The 14,076-nt window shown below is 59.2% G+C and carries 13 protein-coding genes; 4 read left to right on the top strand and 9 right to left on the bottom strand.

Going from position 1 to position 14,076, the window contains the following annotated elements; all coding sequences use genetic code 11:
• Nucleotides 1–120 precede the first annotated feature (120 nt).
• The 9 genes from recC to rppH all read right to left on the bottom strand — a co-directional run bounded on the left by recC (nucleotide 121) and on the right by rppH (nucleotide 10,247).
• Nucleotides 121–3,492, bottom strand: coding sequence for an exodeoxyribonuclease V subunit gamma (gene recC, locus ACJ8HA_RS19130; protein WP_049208154.1), 3,372 nt, complete (start codon nucleotides 3,490–3,492; stop codon nucleotides 121–123).
• A 32-nt stretch (nucleotides 3,493–3,524) separates the two neighbouring features.
• A complete protein-coding gene (locus ACJ8HA_RS19135; RefSeq protein WP_043139856.1) occupies nucleotides 3,525–3,878 on the bottom strand; it encodes a prepilin-type N-terminal cleavage/methylation domain-containing protein in 354 nt (117 codons plus the stop codon).
• Nucleotides 3,871–4,317 carry a YgdB family protein gene (locus ACJ8HA_RS19140; RefSeq protein ID WP_049296162.1) on the bottom strand — a complete coding sequence of 149 codons (447 nt, stop codon included), beginning with the start codon at nucleotides 4,315–4,317 and terminating at the stop codon, nucleotides 3,871–3,873. Before ACJ8HA_RS19140 ends, ACJ8HA_RS19135 begins: the two co-directional genes overlap by 8 nt.
• Nucleotides 4,314–4,892 carry a prepilin peptidase-dependent protein gene (locus ACJ8HA_RS19145; RefSeq protein WP_043139850.1) on the bottom strand — a complete coding sequence of 193 codons (579 nt, stop codon included), beginning with the start codon at nucleotides 4,890–4,892 and terminating at the stop codon, nucleotides 4,314–4,316. The genes ACJ8HA_RS19140 and ACJ8HA_RS19145 overlap by 4 nt, the downstream gene beginning before the upstream one ends.
• Entirely contained in the window at nucleotides 4,886–5,389 is a 504-nt protein-coding gene (locus ACJ8HA_RS19150) for a prepilin peptidase-dependent protein (RefSeq protein WP_025304064.1), read from the bottom strand. Before ACJ8HA_RS19150 ends, ACJ8HA_RS19145 begins: the two co-directional genes overlap by 7 nt.
• A 174-nt stretch (nucleotides 5,390–5,563) precedes the next feature.
• Nucleotides 5,564–6,358, bottom strand: coding sequence for a thymidylate synthase (thyA, locus tag ACJ8HA_RS19155; RefSeq protein WP_025304065.1), 795 nt, complete (start codon nucleotides 6,356–6,358; stop codon nucleotides 5,564–5,566).
• A 7-nt stretch (nucleotides 6,359–6,365) separates the two neighbouring features.
• Complete coding sequence (gene lgt / locus ACJ8HA_RS19160) at nucleotides 6,366–7,238, bottom strand: prolipoprotein diacylglyceryl transferase (RefSeq protein WP_016929919.1); 873 nt, start codon at nucleotides 7,236–7,238, stop codon at nucleotides 6,366–6,368.
• Between the two features lie 222 nt (nucleotides 7,239–7,460).
• Complete coding sequence (ptsP, locus tag ACJ8HA_RS19165) at nucleotides 7,461–9,707, bottom strand: phosphoenolpyruvate--protein phosphotransferase (protein ID WP_025304066.1); 2,247 nt, start codon at nucleotides 9,705–9,707, stop codon at nucleotides 7,461–7,463.
• 12 nt (nucleotides 9,708–9,719) lie between these two features.
• The gene (gene rppH / locus ACJ8HA_RS19170; RefSeq protein WP_004931849.1) at nucleotides 9,720–10,247 is read right to left on the bottom strand and encodes an RNA pyrophosphohydrolase; all 528 of its coding nucleotides are present in this window, start codon (nucleotides 10,245–10,247) and stop codon (nucleotides 9,720–9,722) included.
• Between the two features lie 696 nt (nucleotides 10,248–10,943).
• On the opposite strand from rppH, the gene mutH reads away from it, so the two are divergent.
• From mutH to ACJ8HA_RS19190, 4 genes are all read left to right on the top strand, one after another.
• Nucleotides 10,944–11,630, top strand: a complete 687-nt coding sequence (mutH, locus tag ACJ8HA_RS19175) for a DNA mismatch repair endonuclease MutH (RefSeq protein ID WP_025304067.1) — start codon at nucleotides 10,944–10,946, stop codon at nucleotides 11,628–11,630.
• A 100-nt stretch (nucleotides 11,631–11,730) separates the two neighbouring features.
• On the top strand, nucleotides 11,731–12,447 hold the full coding sequence (locus ACJ8HA_RS19180; protein WP_025304068.1) for a TerC family protein: 717 nt from the start codon (nucleotides 11,731–11,733) through the stop codon (nucleotides 12,445–12,447).
• Nucleotides 12,448–12,602: 155 nt separating this feature from the next.
• Nucleotides 12,603–12,821, top strand: a complete 219-nt coding sequence (locus ACJ8HA_RS19185; protein ID WP_049208158.1) for a YgdI/YgdR family lipoprotein — start codon at nucleotides 12,603–12,605, stop codon at nucleotides 12,819–12,821.
• A 205-nt stretch (nucleotides 12,822–13,026) separates the two neighbouring features.
• Nucleotides 13,027–14,067, top strand: coding sequence for an NADP(H)-dependent aldo-keto reductase (locus ACJ8HA_RS19190; protein WP_099817556.1), 1,041 nt, complete (start codon nucleotides 13,027–13,029; stop codon nucleotides 14,065–14,067).
• The last annotated feature ends 9 nt before the right edge of the window (nucleotides 14,068–14,076 follow it).

Raw genomic sequence — 14,076 nt, forward strand, 5'->3', positions numbered from 1 at the left:
GGTCCGAAACACGGCGGGTATATGCCTGTACGTTATGTCAGACCGGGAATTACCCCAATGGTTGAATATAACCTTCGTTATTTTTACCACCTCCCGCTGCACAGCACCACCGGGGGATTGTTACCCCAGGTTATGCCGCGCCACCGGCAGCAGATAACGCTCTGTTTCGGCCAGAATTTGCGCCAAGTATTCATTATCCAATTGGCGGAATACTCGCTGCACGTAGGGATCTTCCCCTTCTCCGGGAATGCGCTGGTCGCCCTGCCAGGCCTGCAGCAATTTGGCGCGGGCCTTAATTTGCGCGTCTTCCTCCCAGTCGATTTGCTGCGTTTCCGGCAGATAGCACTGGCTCAGCCACGCCCAGCCGCTCTTGTTCAGCAACAGCAGCGGCTCACACAGACCCCGTTGATAGCCCGCCAGCAGCTCCGCCAACTGTGCCTGCGCCTCTTCTGGCGCCAGCGCGGCAAAGCGCCAGGCGGAGTTCTTGCGGCCATACATGCGGCTCTCGCCGGTGCCGCCGGCACAGCAATACACCAGGTGCTCCAGCCACAACAATATGCCGTCCACCGCCGACAGCGTAGCGGGCCGCCAGCGCAACAGGCCGTCATCCTGCACCTGGTGCAGCCAGCCACTGAGGCGCACGCCGGCGATATCGATATCCAGCTCCAGGCTATGGCTCTGCGCCCGTTCCGCACGCACCTGCTCGGCCAGTTCGCTCATTTCTTCCTGCTGCTTTTGCCAATAAATTTCGCCGAAGGCGCCATAGGGCAACCCACCGGCGGCGCGCACCCGCTGGAATAGCCGCTCGGGATCGTCGCCGTCGATAAGCGTATTCAGCAGTTGACTGTTGAACTGGTAACGGCTGAGGTTATCCAGCGTGAAGGGTTCTTCGTCCGGCAACTCGGTCTCTTCCAGGATAAAACTGACGCCCAAGCGCAGCTGGAAGAAGGCACGAATCGGATGGCGATAAAACCGCAGCAGCTCATCCAACGCTATTTGCTGCAGCGCTTCGGCGGGCAGCGGCTGGTTGAACGCCGGATGCGCCGCACCGCGACCATCGGCGGCGGGCAGCCACTCGGCGGCATAGCTTTGCGCCTCCGAGCCCGGCAAGAAATTCTCGGCGGCGAACGGCATGCGCGCATGCCACTTCAGCAAGTGCTCGCCCACTCGGCGGGCGCTGTCGTCTGCACTAAGTTCCTCGTCTCCCGGCAGACAATAGCTTTGCTCCAGGTACTCCAGCAGCTCGGTGACCAGCACCGAAGGATAGCGCGGGCTGTTGTCCTGAATGGAACGGCCGATGAAGCTGATATACAGCCGCTGCTGAGCGGACAAAATCGCTTCCAGGAACAGATAGCGGTCGTCATCGCGACGGCTACGGTCGCCACGTTTGACCTGCTGCGCCATCAGATCGAACCCCAGCGGCGGCAGCGTGCGCGGATACACGCCGTCGTTCATGCCCAGCAGGCACACCACCTTGAACGGAATGGAACGCATCGGCATCAGCGTACAGAAGTTGATTTGCCCGGCGAGGAAGCGCTGACTGATGCGTTCCTGATCGAGGCGCGCCGCCAGATCGTCACGCAGAATGGTCAACGGCACCTCGTCGGGATAGCGCGCCGCCAGGCCAAAATTGATGGCCTGCTGCCACTGCTGTTCGATCAGCGCCAGCACGACTTCAGTGTCACTATCCGCGGCGAAGAAGGCATCCAGCAGTTGCCGGCATAACGGCAGCCACGCCTCGAGCGGGCGCGCTTCGCTCAAGACTTGCCGCCAGTGGCTGAGCTGCGCCAGCAGGTCTGCCAACTGCCCCGCCAACTCGGCGGCCAACCCGCTCGATTCGTCGTAAGGTAAAATGCCCTGCCAATCGCCGGCATTGCTGTCCATCGCGTAGCCAAGCAGCATGCGCGTAATGCCGAAGCGCCAGGTATGCTGGCCAGTGGCGGGCAGATCCAGTTCGCGCACGTTATCGTCGTCCAGGCCCCAGCGAACGCCGGATTCACCAACCCAGTGACGCAGCAGGCGCAGCCCCTCTTCGCCGATGGCGAAACGGGTAGCCAGGGCAGGCACCTCCAGCAGCGCCAGCACCTGTTCCGAGGTAAAGCGGCTTTGCGGCAAATCGAGCAGTGAAATGAACGCCTGCAGCGCCGGATGCGCCTGCCGCGCTTTACGGTCAGAAATGGCGAACGGCAGGTAGCGCTCGGCGGGCGCGTTGCCGAACACTGCCTGAATATAAGGCGTGTAGCTGTCGATATCCGCTACCATCACGATGATGTCGCGCGGTGTCAACGACGGATCCTGCGCCAGCATGGTCAGCAGTTGATCGTGCAGCACCTCCACTTCCCGCTGTGGGCTGTGGCAGGCGTGCAGGCTGAGGGAGCGGTCATTCTCATCAAGCGGGCGTTTGCTGACGCTGCTTTCCAGCGTTTCCGCGGTAATACCGATCACCGCATGATCTTCCAACTCCAGCATGTCGCGCTGAACGGCGTGCAGCATGGTATCCGCCGGGATATCGACAAAGGCGTCTACCTCTTGCGCCCCTTCCATCTGCGACAGCAGATAGAGGTGATCGCGCCCCAGCTTGCCCCAGGAGGCCAGCAGCGGGTTGCTGAGCTGCTGCTGACCTTCGGCGTCAAACAGGCGCGCCGCGTCGGCCGGCTCGCGAAACAGCCCTTGCTCACGCGCCTGATGGTAATGACGACGCTTGCGGCTCTGCAAGCGGGCCAGGAAAGCGTAATCCTGAATGTCGCCCCAGTAATAACGACAGGGGTTGGTGAACATCAGGTGGATATCGATATGCCGCCCCAGCGCCTGCAGCGCCTCCAAATAGATCGGCGGCAACGCCGAGATGCCGCAGATAAACACCCGCGGCGGCAAACCGGGCGGGCACGTTTTTGCCTGCTCCAGCGCGTGGATAAAGCGGCTGTACAGATTAGCGCGGTGCCATTCCGGCTGCCCCAGTTCGCGCGTGTACTCTACCAACCGCGCCCAGAGCGGCGCCTGCCATTGCTGAGCCTCCGCCAGACCGTCGATGCGCTCACCGCGCTGCCAACTCTCCAGCCACTGCGGGCGATAAACCAAATATTGGTCGAACAGGTCGGCGACCCGGCCGGCCAGCTGATGAATTTTGCGCTTGTCGCCGTCATCGGTCAGATAGTGCTGCAGCGGCGCAAACGCCGGTTGGGTCAGCATCTCTGGCAGCAACCACATCAGCTTCCAGGTCATGGCGTCCTTGCTGAAGGCGCTCTCTTTCGGGATATCCGGCAGCACCCGGGTGAACATGTCCCAAATAAAGGTCGCTGGCAGCGGAAACGCGACATTGGCGGCGATGCCGAATTGTTCCGCCAGCTGCATCTGCAGCCATTGCGCCATCCCGGGGCTCTGCACCAGTACCACTTCCTGTTGAAAAGGATCGGCCAACGGATCTCTGGCTATCAGCGCGCTGGTCAGCGTCTTCAATAAATCCAGCTGATTGGAATGATAAACCGTGAACATGAACGCTCCTTTAAAACAAAAAACATACCGGCTCAAAAACGGGTGCAATACCAACGGCTCAGCGTTGCCCACTGCCGCTGCGGCGTTTGAACCCTGACCGTCAATCGACGGCAATCACTCTCCGCATCGTCAAGCGCCGCCTCACGTCGCCAGCCATCCAGCGGTGGTTCGGCATCGAGCCGCCCGGTGACGGCGAACGTTTCCAACTGCTGGTGCGCCAGCGCCCAGGCTTGCCGGTAGTGCCACTGGCGCTGAAACGACTGCAACAGCACCTGATGATACTGTAACAAGCCAAGCAGCGACACCGAGAACAGCAAGGCTGCCACCAATACCTCCGGTAGGCTGAAGCCGTTGCGGGATAGCCGCCCTGCGCGAGCGTTAGCCATCGCAGTCAGCCAGCCTTTTCTCGGGGCAAAAATCCAGCCGCCCCCCTGGCTGCGCTTGCACCTTGCCAGCAGCCTCTGCATCGTCAAACACGCCCCATTGATACAGCCAAAGCGGCTCCCCCCCGTGCATCTCACCAAGGCCGCGTACCGTCACCCCCCCCGCTCTGGTAGACAGCCGGGCGCAGGCCGTCAATTCCACGCGCTGCCTGCATAGCCAGGCCGCTGCACTCAGCTCGGCGCGCGGCCAGCGCTGGCTCATCCCCCAACTCAGCGCCGAAGCGGCCTGATTGTAAGCCTGAAGGTAACGCTGCTGATCGGCGGCCAGTAACAGCGCGTTATCCAATTGCCGATGCTGAGCATTGAGCAACATCAGCCCCAGCGCCAGCAGCAACATCACCGCCGCCAGGGTGCTACCGCCTCGCTGGGTGCGCCGCTTCATGGCAGCGCCGCCATTTCGACGCTCCCGCTCAGACTGCGCCTGATACGCGTATCGCTGGTGGAGCGCCCCGTCAGCGTCAGACGAGCCAACGCTGCGCCGTGATCGCCCCGCTCTATCGCCACATGAAACCGCTCAATGCGCACTTCGTCATGATCGAGCAGCCGCTCCCAGCCGCCGCCATCGCATTGGCTTACGCCGCGCTGCCCTTCCAAGCCGCCATTGCGCAGCCGATAACCGAAATAGCCTGCATCCTCGCCCGAGGTGGGCCATTGCCCGCTGCGGGTGATGTCGTAAGCGACGATAACGCAGCTGCCCGCCGCTTCTCCCGATGCCTGGCCGATCAGCAACGGACGGCCTGCGCACTGCCCGGCGCAAAAACCGGCGCGGCGCAGATCTTTCTCAATGCCGAACGCCAGCTGTCGCAGCGTTGACTCCAGCCGAAAGTGCTGACCAACGGCCACGTTCTGCTGGCGTAACAGCGGGTAAGTTTTTGCCGCGCCAAGCGCGATCACGCTGCCGAACACCAGCGCCAACATGACCTCCGGCAGAGTAAAACCGCGTTCGACAGTCAGCATGGCGCGATCCCCCTTATCCGGAGCCCTTCGCTGCATAAACGCAGCCGCCCTCGGGCAGACAGCACTAGCCGCAGGCCGCCTGCCTCATTGCTGAGCTGGATATGCCCCGCCTGCGCAGTATTGCGCAAACCGTAAAACCCGATTTCTTTGTCGGTATAACCGCTCAGCGCAACGTCGCGATAAAACGGTGAAAAAACGGGGCCTTCGGCTGAACCACAATCCGGCGGCGGCACGCCACCGCCCAGACACCAAGGCGTGCCGCTCTTGAACCACAGCAGCGTCGTGCGGTTACGCCAGTTGGCGTCCGCCTGCAATCGCAGCAAAAACGCCAGCAGTTGTTGGGCCGTGTGTTCCAGCCGCAGCGCTTGCTGATGATAGCGCCATTGCCCGACGCCCCAGCCGGTAAGCATGCCGGCGATCAATATCGCCGCTAACAGTTCAATCAGCGTCATGCCACGCTGGCGGTCATCAATGTTCGAGAGAGTCTTGTCTTTCATGCGGCCAGTGTAAGGGCCGTAACAAAGCGGTAAAGCCGTATGCGCAAGCCTTGCGGCAAGCTGCGCAATGTTTTCTCAGTAGTGACAAGTGGCGACAATAAAATGCGGCGCAGTGCGCAATGCGGATAAAAAAAGGGGCGCAATCGCTGCGCCCCTGGTGTGATGCGGTTAAGGTCAGATCGCGACCGGCGCCTTGATGGCCGGATGCGGATCGTAACCTTCGATCTCGAAGTCTTCGAAACGGTAATCGAACAGCGAAGCCGGCTTGCGTTTGATCACCAGTTTCGGCAACGGACGCGGTTCACGCGTCAGCTGCAGCCGCGTCTGTTCCATGTGGTTGCTGTACAGGTGGGTATCGCCGCCAGTCCAGACGAAATCACCCACTTCCAGATCGCACTGCTGCGCCATCATGTGCACCAACAGCGCATAGCTGGCGATGTTGAACGGCAGGCCCAGGAACACGTCGCAGGAACGCTGGTACAGCTGGCAAGAGAGCTTGCCGTCCGCCACGTAGAACTGGAAGAACGCGTGGCACGGCGCCAGCGCCATCTGGTCCAGCTCACCGACGTTCCAGGCGGAAACGATGATGCGGCGCGAATCCGGATCCTGCTTCAGCTGTTGGAGCACGTTGCTCAGCTGATCGATCTGACGACCATCCGCCGCCCCCCAGGCGCGCCACTGCTTGCCGTACACCGGGCCGAGATCGCCGTTTTCATCGGCCCACTCGTCCCAAATGGTGACCTTGTTGTCACGCAGGTAGGCGGTGTTGGTATCGCCGTTCAGGAACCACAACAGCTCATGAATGATCGAACGCAGGTGACATTTTTTCGTGGTCACCAACGGAAAGCCATCCTGCAAATTGAAACGCATCTGGTGGCCGAAAATCGACAACGTGCCAGTGCCGGTACGGTCGGCTTTAGGAGTGCCCTCGGCGAGCACCTTGTTCATCAAATCCAGATACTGTTTCATTTGTCCCTCACGACAGTTGTTGCTGCGGGCGACGACGGTACGCCCAAATCATCATAATAATACCGGCCACCACCATCGGGATGGACAGGATCTGCCCCATGCTGATCACGCCGTCGAACAGGCCAAGCTGGGCATCCGGCTGGCGGAACGCTTCGACGATGATGCGGAATGCGCCATAACCGATCAGGAACAGGCCCGATACGGCACCCATCGGCCGCGGCTTGCGGATGAACAGGTTCAGAATGATAAACAGCACCACGCCTTCCAGCAGCAGTTCATACAGCTGGGACGGGTGACGCGGCAGCACGCCGTACTGGTTCAGCAGCGGCAGCAGAGAAGGATCGGCGGCGGCGAGGGCCACGTCTTCGCTGCGCGAGCTTGGGAAAAGCATCGCCCAAGGGGTGTCGGTAGTCACGCGGCCCCACAGTTCACCGTTGATGAAGTTGCCGAGGCGGCCGGCGCCCAAACCGAACGGGATCAATGGCGCGATAAAATCGGAAACCTGGAAGAAGGTGCGTTTGGTACGACGAGCGAACCAGAACATCACCAGAATCACCCCCATCAAACCGCCGTGGAACGACATGCCGCCATCCCAGACCTTGAACAGATAGAGCGGATTATCCAGGAACAACGGCAGGTTGTAGAACAGCACATAGCCCACGCGGCCGCCGACGAATACGCCCAGGAAACCGGCGTAGAGCAGGTTTTCCACTTCGTCTTTGGTCCAGCCGCTGCCCGGCTTGTTGGCGCGGCGCACCGCCAGCCACATGGCAAAAACGAAGCCGACCAGATACATCAGGCCGTACCAATGCAAAGAAACCGGGCCAATGGAGAAAATGACCGGATCAAATTTAGGAAACGCCAGATAGCTATTGCTCATCTATCACCACAACATGTCTGTTATTTTTCCCCATGCGGGGGCGGCAGGTGCCAAACGGCGACGGACATTACCTCGCGCCTTGCAAACGGCAGCATTGGCCGCTGCGGTTTGCAAGACGACGAACATGCGTCGCGCTGAGGTTGCGCATCATAACATAGGCTTAGCGCGGTCCGGGCCGGCAGCGCGGGAAAAGTTCTGTAAAAAAATCACATCGCGCGGCGATTATCTGCCGCCGCGAATCAACCCGCCCATGCCGCGTCGCTCCATAAACGCCGCCACCAAATGGCGCACTTCCGTGGTCATTTGGGTGTTCAACACCCGGAACGCCAACACTTCCGCGTCGGCAAGGTCGATATGTCGCAGCAGGTATTTGATGCGCGCCACGCTGCGGCCGTTCATGCTCAGATTGCGATAGCCCATGCCCACCAGCAACAGCGCGCCCATCGGATCGCCGGCCAGTTCACCGCACAGGCTAAGCTGCAGCCCGGCCGCTTTCCCCTGTTCGGCGATCAGCTTCAGCACCTGCAGCATCGCGGGATGCAGACTGTCGTACAGCGAGGCTACCCGCGTGTTGTTGCGATCCACCGCCAGCAGGTACTGGGTCAAATCGTTGGTGCCTACCGAGATGAAGTCGACGCGCCCGGCCAAATGCGGGATCAGGAAAATCATCGACGGCACTTCCAGCATCACGCCGATTTTCGGTTTCGGGATCGCGTAGCCAAGCACCTCTTCCACCTCGCGCCCGGCGCGGTCAATCAGGCGCTTGGCCTCATCGACCTCTTCCAGGCTGGTGACCATCGGCAGCAAAATGCCCAGGTTGCCGGTGCCGGCATTGGCGCGCAGCATGGCGCGCACCTGTATCAAAAAGATCTCCGGCTGGTCCAGAGTGATGCGAATGCCGCGCCAGCCCAGGCAGGGATTTTCTTCGCTGATCGGCATGTAGGGCAGTTGCTTGTCGGCGCCGATGTCTAGCGTGCGCAACGTGACTGGTTTGTTGGGGTAAAGCTGCAACATACCTTGATACTGCGCGACCTGTTCTTCTTCGGAAGGGAAACCGCTTTGCAACATGAACGGAATTTCAGTGCGGTACAATCCCACGCCGTCCACCCGGCCGCCCAACAGCTGTTCATGTTCCGGGCTGAGGCCGGCGTTCAACATCACCTGAACGCGTTCGCCGCTTTTCAACTGCGCCGGCTGTTCGACGTCGTCTTCCGCCAGCTTGCTCAGTTCCTGTTCTTCGCTGATCAGCCGTTGGTATTCCTGCACCAGCACCGGCTCAGGATCGACCAGCAGTTCGCCGCGATACCCATCAACGATCAGCAGCCGCTGGCTGAGCAGAGAAGGCTGGATGTCGGCGCCCATCACCGTCGGCACGCCCATCGCCCGCACCAAAATCGCCGCATGCGAGTTGGCGGCGCCGTCGCGCACCACCACGCCGACCAGGCGATCCTGCGGCACTTCGGCCAGCAATGTCGCGGTCAGTTCATCCGCCACCAGCACAAAACGCGCCGGCCACTGGGTGGCGCCCTGAGTGGTGTCGTCGAGGTGGAACAGCAGGCGCTGGCCCAGCGCGCGCAGGTCGCTGCCGCGCTCGCGCATATAGGTGTCCTGCAGTTTGGCGAACTGTTCGGCAAAGGCTTCTATCACCTGCTTCACCGCCCATTCCGCCACCGAGCCGTTATCAATTTCGGCGAACAATTCGCGCTTGAGGCGGGCATCGTTTAGCAGGTGAGAATAAAGATCGAAGATCGCCGCGCTCTCTTTTTGCGAGCTGGCGGCAAAACGCTTGCTGAAGCGACGAAATTCCGCGCCGGCCTCTTCCAGCGCCAACGTCAGGCGCTCGCGCTCGCTGGCGGTGTCCAGCGTCGACGCGCGGTAAACCTGATCGAGCGAAGGCTGGCTGCTGTCCTGCCACCCTTCCGCCACCGCCACGCCGGGCGAGGCCGCCAGCGCGCGCACGCGCGTTTGGCGATACTGGCCGAAAATGGCGTTAAGCTGCGACTGTGACAGGATCCCGGCCATCTGCGTGGCCAGGGTGACCATGAAAGACTCTTCGCTTTCGTCGAACTGGCGCAGCTCACGCTGCTGCACCACCAGCACGCCCAACAGCTGGCGCCGGTGAATGATTGGCACCCCGAGGAAGGATCGGAAACGATCCTCTTTCACCTGAGGGACATATTTGAAACTGGGATGGCTTTGAGCATCGGCCAGGTTGATAGGCTCGGCCCGGCGGCCGACCAACCCGACGACGCCCTCGTCAAACGCCAATGCGATAGTGCGCCCGCGCGGCTTTTTCAGACCGCGCGTGGCCATCAGGTAGTAGCAGCGGCGATCGTTGTCCGCCAGGTAGATGGAACACACTTCGGTGTCCATCGCCAGACAGGTTTCATTGACCAGCAGATCCAGCGCATCCGTCAGACTGGCCGCCGCGGCCACCTTCTCTACAATTTCTCGCAAGCGCGTGAGCATAGTCGGCTTAACTTAACCTCTCTTTCGGCGATAAGCGGGGGCCTGCCGCGGCGCCGCCTGCTCTTGCATCGGCATCACGGTCACGGCGAATTCTTTCATCACCCGGCGGTAAACGTCGCGTTTGAACGACACCACCTGGCGCACCGGATACCAGAAGCTCACCCAGCGCCAACCGTCGAACTCCGGCGTGCTGCTGCGCTGCATATTGATATCAGCGTCATTGCACAGTAGCTGCAACAAAAACCATTTTTGCTTTTGGCCGATACAAACCGGCTTTGTGTCCCAACGCACCAAACGTTTCGGCAATTTATAGCGCAACCAGTTGCGGGTCGAAGCCAGGATGCGCACATCCTTTTTACTCAGCCCCACTTCTTCGAACAGCTCACGGTACATCGCCTGCTCCGCAGTTTCGCCAGGGTTAATCCCACCTTGGGGAAACTGCCAGGAGTGCTGACCGTAACGGCGGGCCCATAAGACCTGCCCCTGACGATTACAGATTACGATACCAACATTCGGGCGGTAGCCATCATCATCGATCACCGGACTACCTCGATAAGCTTAAATTCGCATAGATGTCCTGATTGTTTCACACAAGCTACAGGCGGTAAACCACTGCTTTACGGTGCTGCGGGCCGGATAACATTGGGATAACTCACAGATATAGGCAAAGTTATAAACATACCCCAGCCTTTTAAGCCGGTTTTATTCACTTTTTCTGTGGATAGGTGTGTGCAGAACTCGAGGGATAAGCCGGTAAAACTCTCACACCCTCAAATATCCCCTCATACCGAAAAATAAACATTTACTTTAAAAACATATAATTAACCAACAACACGCAATGGTGAACAGGTCAAAAATGTGATCTATGCACGGTAAGGATCTTACCCTGGCGAAAGATCCACCAACGCCGTTTTTATCCACAGATTATGCGGGCAAGTTACGCACAAAACGGACAAATTCGTAAAAAACCGCCTGAGTCAAGGCTGTAAATTGAACCAGTGATCGGCAAAAATTTGGGTTATCCCATAAATCTGTGGATAAATAGGTGTAAGATCCTGTTTATTGTCGGTGGCTTCAGGTGAACAAGCCCCGTGAGTGTATTGTCGGCCACGTAAGGAAAGAAAAAAAGTCATGTAAAATCATGCTACTATTATTCTTTTCCCCAGGCGACAGCGGTTATCGCTCGCCGCGTATAATTGCAGTACATTTTTCAACCAAATTCGACAGGCTTGATTTATGGCATTTTTATCCCCTTTGCCGCCCCCGCCGGAAAATGAACGGCAGCTGTTCGAGCGCGCTCAGGCGCTGGCCGGCTTCAGCTTTGGTGAACTGGCCGCCCGTGCGCAATTGCCGATCCCCAAGGATCTGAAACGCGATAAGGGTTGGGTGGGCATGCTGCTGGAGCTGTATCTCGGCGCCATGGCCGGCAGCAAACCGGAACAGGATTTTCCCGAGCTGGGCATTGAGCTGAAAACCATTCCTGTCGACGCCGCCGGCAAACCGCTGGAAACCACGTTTGTCTGCGTCGCCCCGCTCACCGGCAACAGCGGCGTCACCTGGGCCAGCAGCCACGTTCGCCACAAGCTGGCGCGCGTGTTATGGATACCGGTAGAAGGCGAACGGCAGATCCCGCTGGCCCAGCGCCGCGTCGGTTCGCCGCTGCTGTGGAGCCCGAGCGCGGCAGAAGAAGAGAGGTTGCGCCGCGATTGGGAAGAACTGATGGATCTGATCGTGCTCGGTCACGTAGAACGCATCACCGCGCGCCACGGCGAAGTGCTGCAACTGCGCCCCAAAGCGGCCAACAACAAGGCGCTCACCGAAGCCATCGGCGAACAGGGGCAACCTATCATGACGCTGCCGCGCGGTTTCTATCTGAAAAAGGGTTTTACCGGCGCGCTGCTGGCAAGACATTTCTCAATCTAGGCGATTTCGTTTAACTCTGGTTTAGCTAACCCTGTCAGCGCCGCGATAAACGCGTATAATTCACACTTTGCATTTATTTAGTATTAAGGTGTGTCGGGCAATGTTCGAATGGATTATGGATCCCAATGCCTGGTTAGCGTTAGGTACGCTAACCATTCTTGAGATCGTACTGGGTATTGATAACATCATTTTTCTGTCGCTGGTGGTGGCCAAGCTGCCCAAAGCGCAACAGAACAAAGCTCGCCGGCTCGGGCTGGCCGCCGCCATGATTATGCGTCTGGCGCTGTTGGCCTCCATAGCCTGGGTGATCCGCTTGACGCACCCGCTGTTCACCGTGCTGGATCACTCTATTTCCGCCCGCGATTTGATCCTGCTGCTGGGGGGATTGTTCCTGATCTGGAAAGCCAGCAAAGAGATCCACGAAACCATCGAGGGGTCGGAAGAAGAGCACCACACCAAGGTGCACAGCTTCTTCGGCGCGATCGTGCAAATCATGCTGTTGGATATCATCTTCAGTCTGGACTCGGTGATTACCGCCGTGGGCCTCTCCGACCATCTGTTCATCATGATGGCGGCGGTGGTGATCGCCGTCGGCGTGATGATGTTCGCCGCCCGGCCGATCGGCGAATTCGTCAATCGCCATCCGTCGGTAAAAATGCTGGCGCTGGCGTTCCTGATCCTGGTGGGCTTCACGCTGATGCTGGAAAGCTTCCAGGTGCACGTGCCGAAAGGCTACATCTACTTCGCCATGTTCTTCTCCATGTCGGTAGAGGCGCTCAATCTGATGCGCAGCAAGAAAAACCGTTCGCCGGAATAACCCTACGCGGAGGCCGCCATAGGCGGCTTCCGCCGTTTCGTTGCCCCCTCATTTCACTTTTTCTTATCAGATAAAGACTTATCTGAGACGCCCCCGGCCAAGAGTTTGCTAATCTTGAAAGAACATTGTTTTCTGCATAATCGAGGATCCGCAGGATGAAAAAGTGGGTAATGGCAGTGTCTGCGCTGGTGATGGCCGCCGGTTTGACGGGATGTTCCAGCGACTACGTCATGGCGACCAAAGACGGCAACATGATCCTGACGCAAGGCAAACCAGAGATCGACACAGACACCGGACTCATCAGTTATAAAGATGAGAAAGGCAACCACCGCCAGATCAACGGCGATCAGGTTTCCCAGGTTATCGAACGCTAATCACCGCCCGCCGGCTATCGCCCGCTCGAGCGCGGTAGCCCTCATTCGTGTCCGCACGGAATCCGCTTCCCCCATCTTCACCGCTTGGTTATAGTCAGGAAAGGCGACATCGCCGCCCGACGGACTTTGCGCCGTCTTCTGAATTGGGCTCCTGTTTCACCGGGCCGCACGGCCCGTCAGCGCTAACAAGAAAGGAAGGCCGTTAATGCAATACCACCGTATTCCCCACAGTTCTTTAGAAGTGAGCGTGCTGGGACTGGGCACCATGACCTTTGGCGAACAGAACAGCGAAGCCGACGCCCATGCGCAACTGGACTATGCATTGGCCGCAGGCGTGAACCTGATAGACACCGCCGAACTGTACCCGGTACCGCCCCGCCCGGAAACCCAGGGCCTGACCGAGAGCTATATCGGCAGTTGGATCAAAGCGCGCGGCAATCGCGAAAAAATCGTCCTGGCCAGCAAAGTCTCGGGCCCGGTGCGCGGTACCGACAGCAGCATCCGTCCGCAGCAGGCGCTGGATCGCAAAAACATCCGCGCCGCGCTGGACGCCAGCCTCAAGCGGCTGAATACCGATTATCTCGATCTTTACCAATTGCACTGGCCGCAGCGCGCCACCAACTGCTTTGGCAAACTCAACTATCAATACACCGACGACAAAGCTACGGTCACGCTGTTGGAAACGCTGGAGGCGCTGACCGAGCAGGTGCGCGCCGGTAAAATTCGCTATATCGGGGTTTCCAACGAAACGCCCTGGGGCGTGATGCGCTATCTGCAGCTGGCGGAGAAACACGAACTGCCGCGCATCGTGTCGATCCAAAACCCGTACAGCCTGCTGAACCGCAGCTTTGAGATTGGCCTGGCCGAGATCAGCCAGCACGAAGGGGTAGAACTGCTGGCCTATTCCAGCCTGGCGTTCGGTACGCTGAGCGGTAAATACCTCAACGGCGCTAAACCGACCGGTGCGCGCAATACGCTGTTCACCCGCTTCAATCGTTATTCAGGGCAGCAAACCCAGCTGGCGATCGCCGAATACGTGGCGCTGGCCAAAAAACACGGGCTGGACCCTTCGCAGATGGCGCTGGCCTTCGTGCGTCAGCAGCCGTTCGTCGCCAGCACCCTGTTGGGCGCCACCTCGGTGGAGCAGTTGAAAATCAACCTCGACAGCCTCGACGTGATTCTGGATGAGGACGTGCTGCAGGCGCTCGAAGAAATCCACACCCGGTTTACCATTCCGGCACCTTAATACCCTGAG

It is taken from the genome of Serratia sp. CY33802 (genome assembly GCF_052169095.1).
Taxonomy (GTDB): domain Bacteria; phylum Pseudomonadota; class Gammaproteobacteria; order Enterobacterales; family Enterobacteriaceae; genus Serratia; species Serratia bockelmannii.

Coding starts and splice junctions, on each gene's coding strand:
- recC (WP_049208154.1), bottom strand. CDS start 3,492: ATGTTCACGGTTTATCATTCCAATCAGCTGGATTTATTGAAGACGCTG.
- ACJ8HA_RS19135 (WP_043139856.1), bottom strand. CDS start 3,878: ATGGCTAACGCTCGCGCAGGGCGGCTATCCCGCAACGGCTTCAGCCTA.
- ACJ8HA_RS19140 (WP_049296162.1), bottom strand. CDS start 4,317: ATGAAGCGGCGCACCCAGCGAGGCGGTAGCACCCTGGCGGCGGTGATG.
- ACJ8HA_RS19145 (WP_043139850.1), bottom strand. CDS start 4,892: ATGCTGACTGTCGAACGCGGTTTTACTCTGCCGGAGGTCATGTTGGCG.
- ACJ8HA_RS19150 (WP_025304064.1), bottom strand. CDS start 5,389: ATGAAAGACAAGACTCTCTCGAACATTGATGACCGCCAGCGTGGCATG.
- thyA (WP_025304065.1), bottom strand. CDS start 6,358: ATGAAACAGTATCTGGATTTGATGAACAAGGTGCTCGCCGAGGGCACT.
- lgt (WP_016929919.1), bottom strand. CDS start 7,238: ATGAGCAATAGCTATCTGGCGTTTCCTAAATTTGATCCGGTCATTTTC.
- ptsP (WP_025304066.1), bottom strand. CDS start 9,707: ATGCTCACGCGCTTGCGAGAAATTGTAGAGAAGGTGGCCGCGGCGGCC.
- mutH (WP_025304067.1), top strand. CDS start 10,944: ATGGCATTTTTATCCCCTTTGCCGCCCCCGCCGGAAAATGAACGGCAG.
- ACJ8HA_RS19180 (WP_025304068.1), top strand. CDS start 11,731: ATGTTCGAATGGATTATGGATCCCAATGCCTGGTTAGCGTTAGGTACG.
- ACJ8HA_RS19185 (WP_049208158.1), top strand. CDS start 12,603: ATGAAAAAGTGGGTAATGGCAGTGTCTGCGCTGGTGATGGCCGCCGGT.
- ACJ8HA_RS19190 (WP_099817556.1), top strand. CDS start 13,027: ATGCAATACCACCGTATTCCCCACAGTTCTTTAGAAGTGAGCGTGCTG.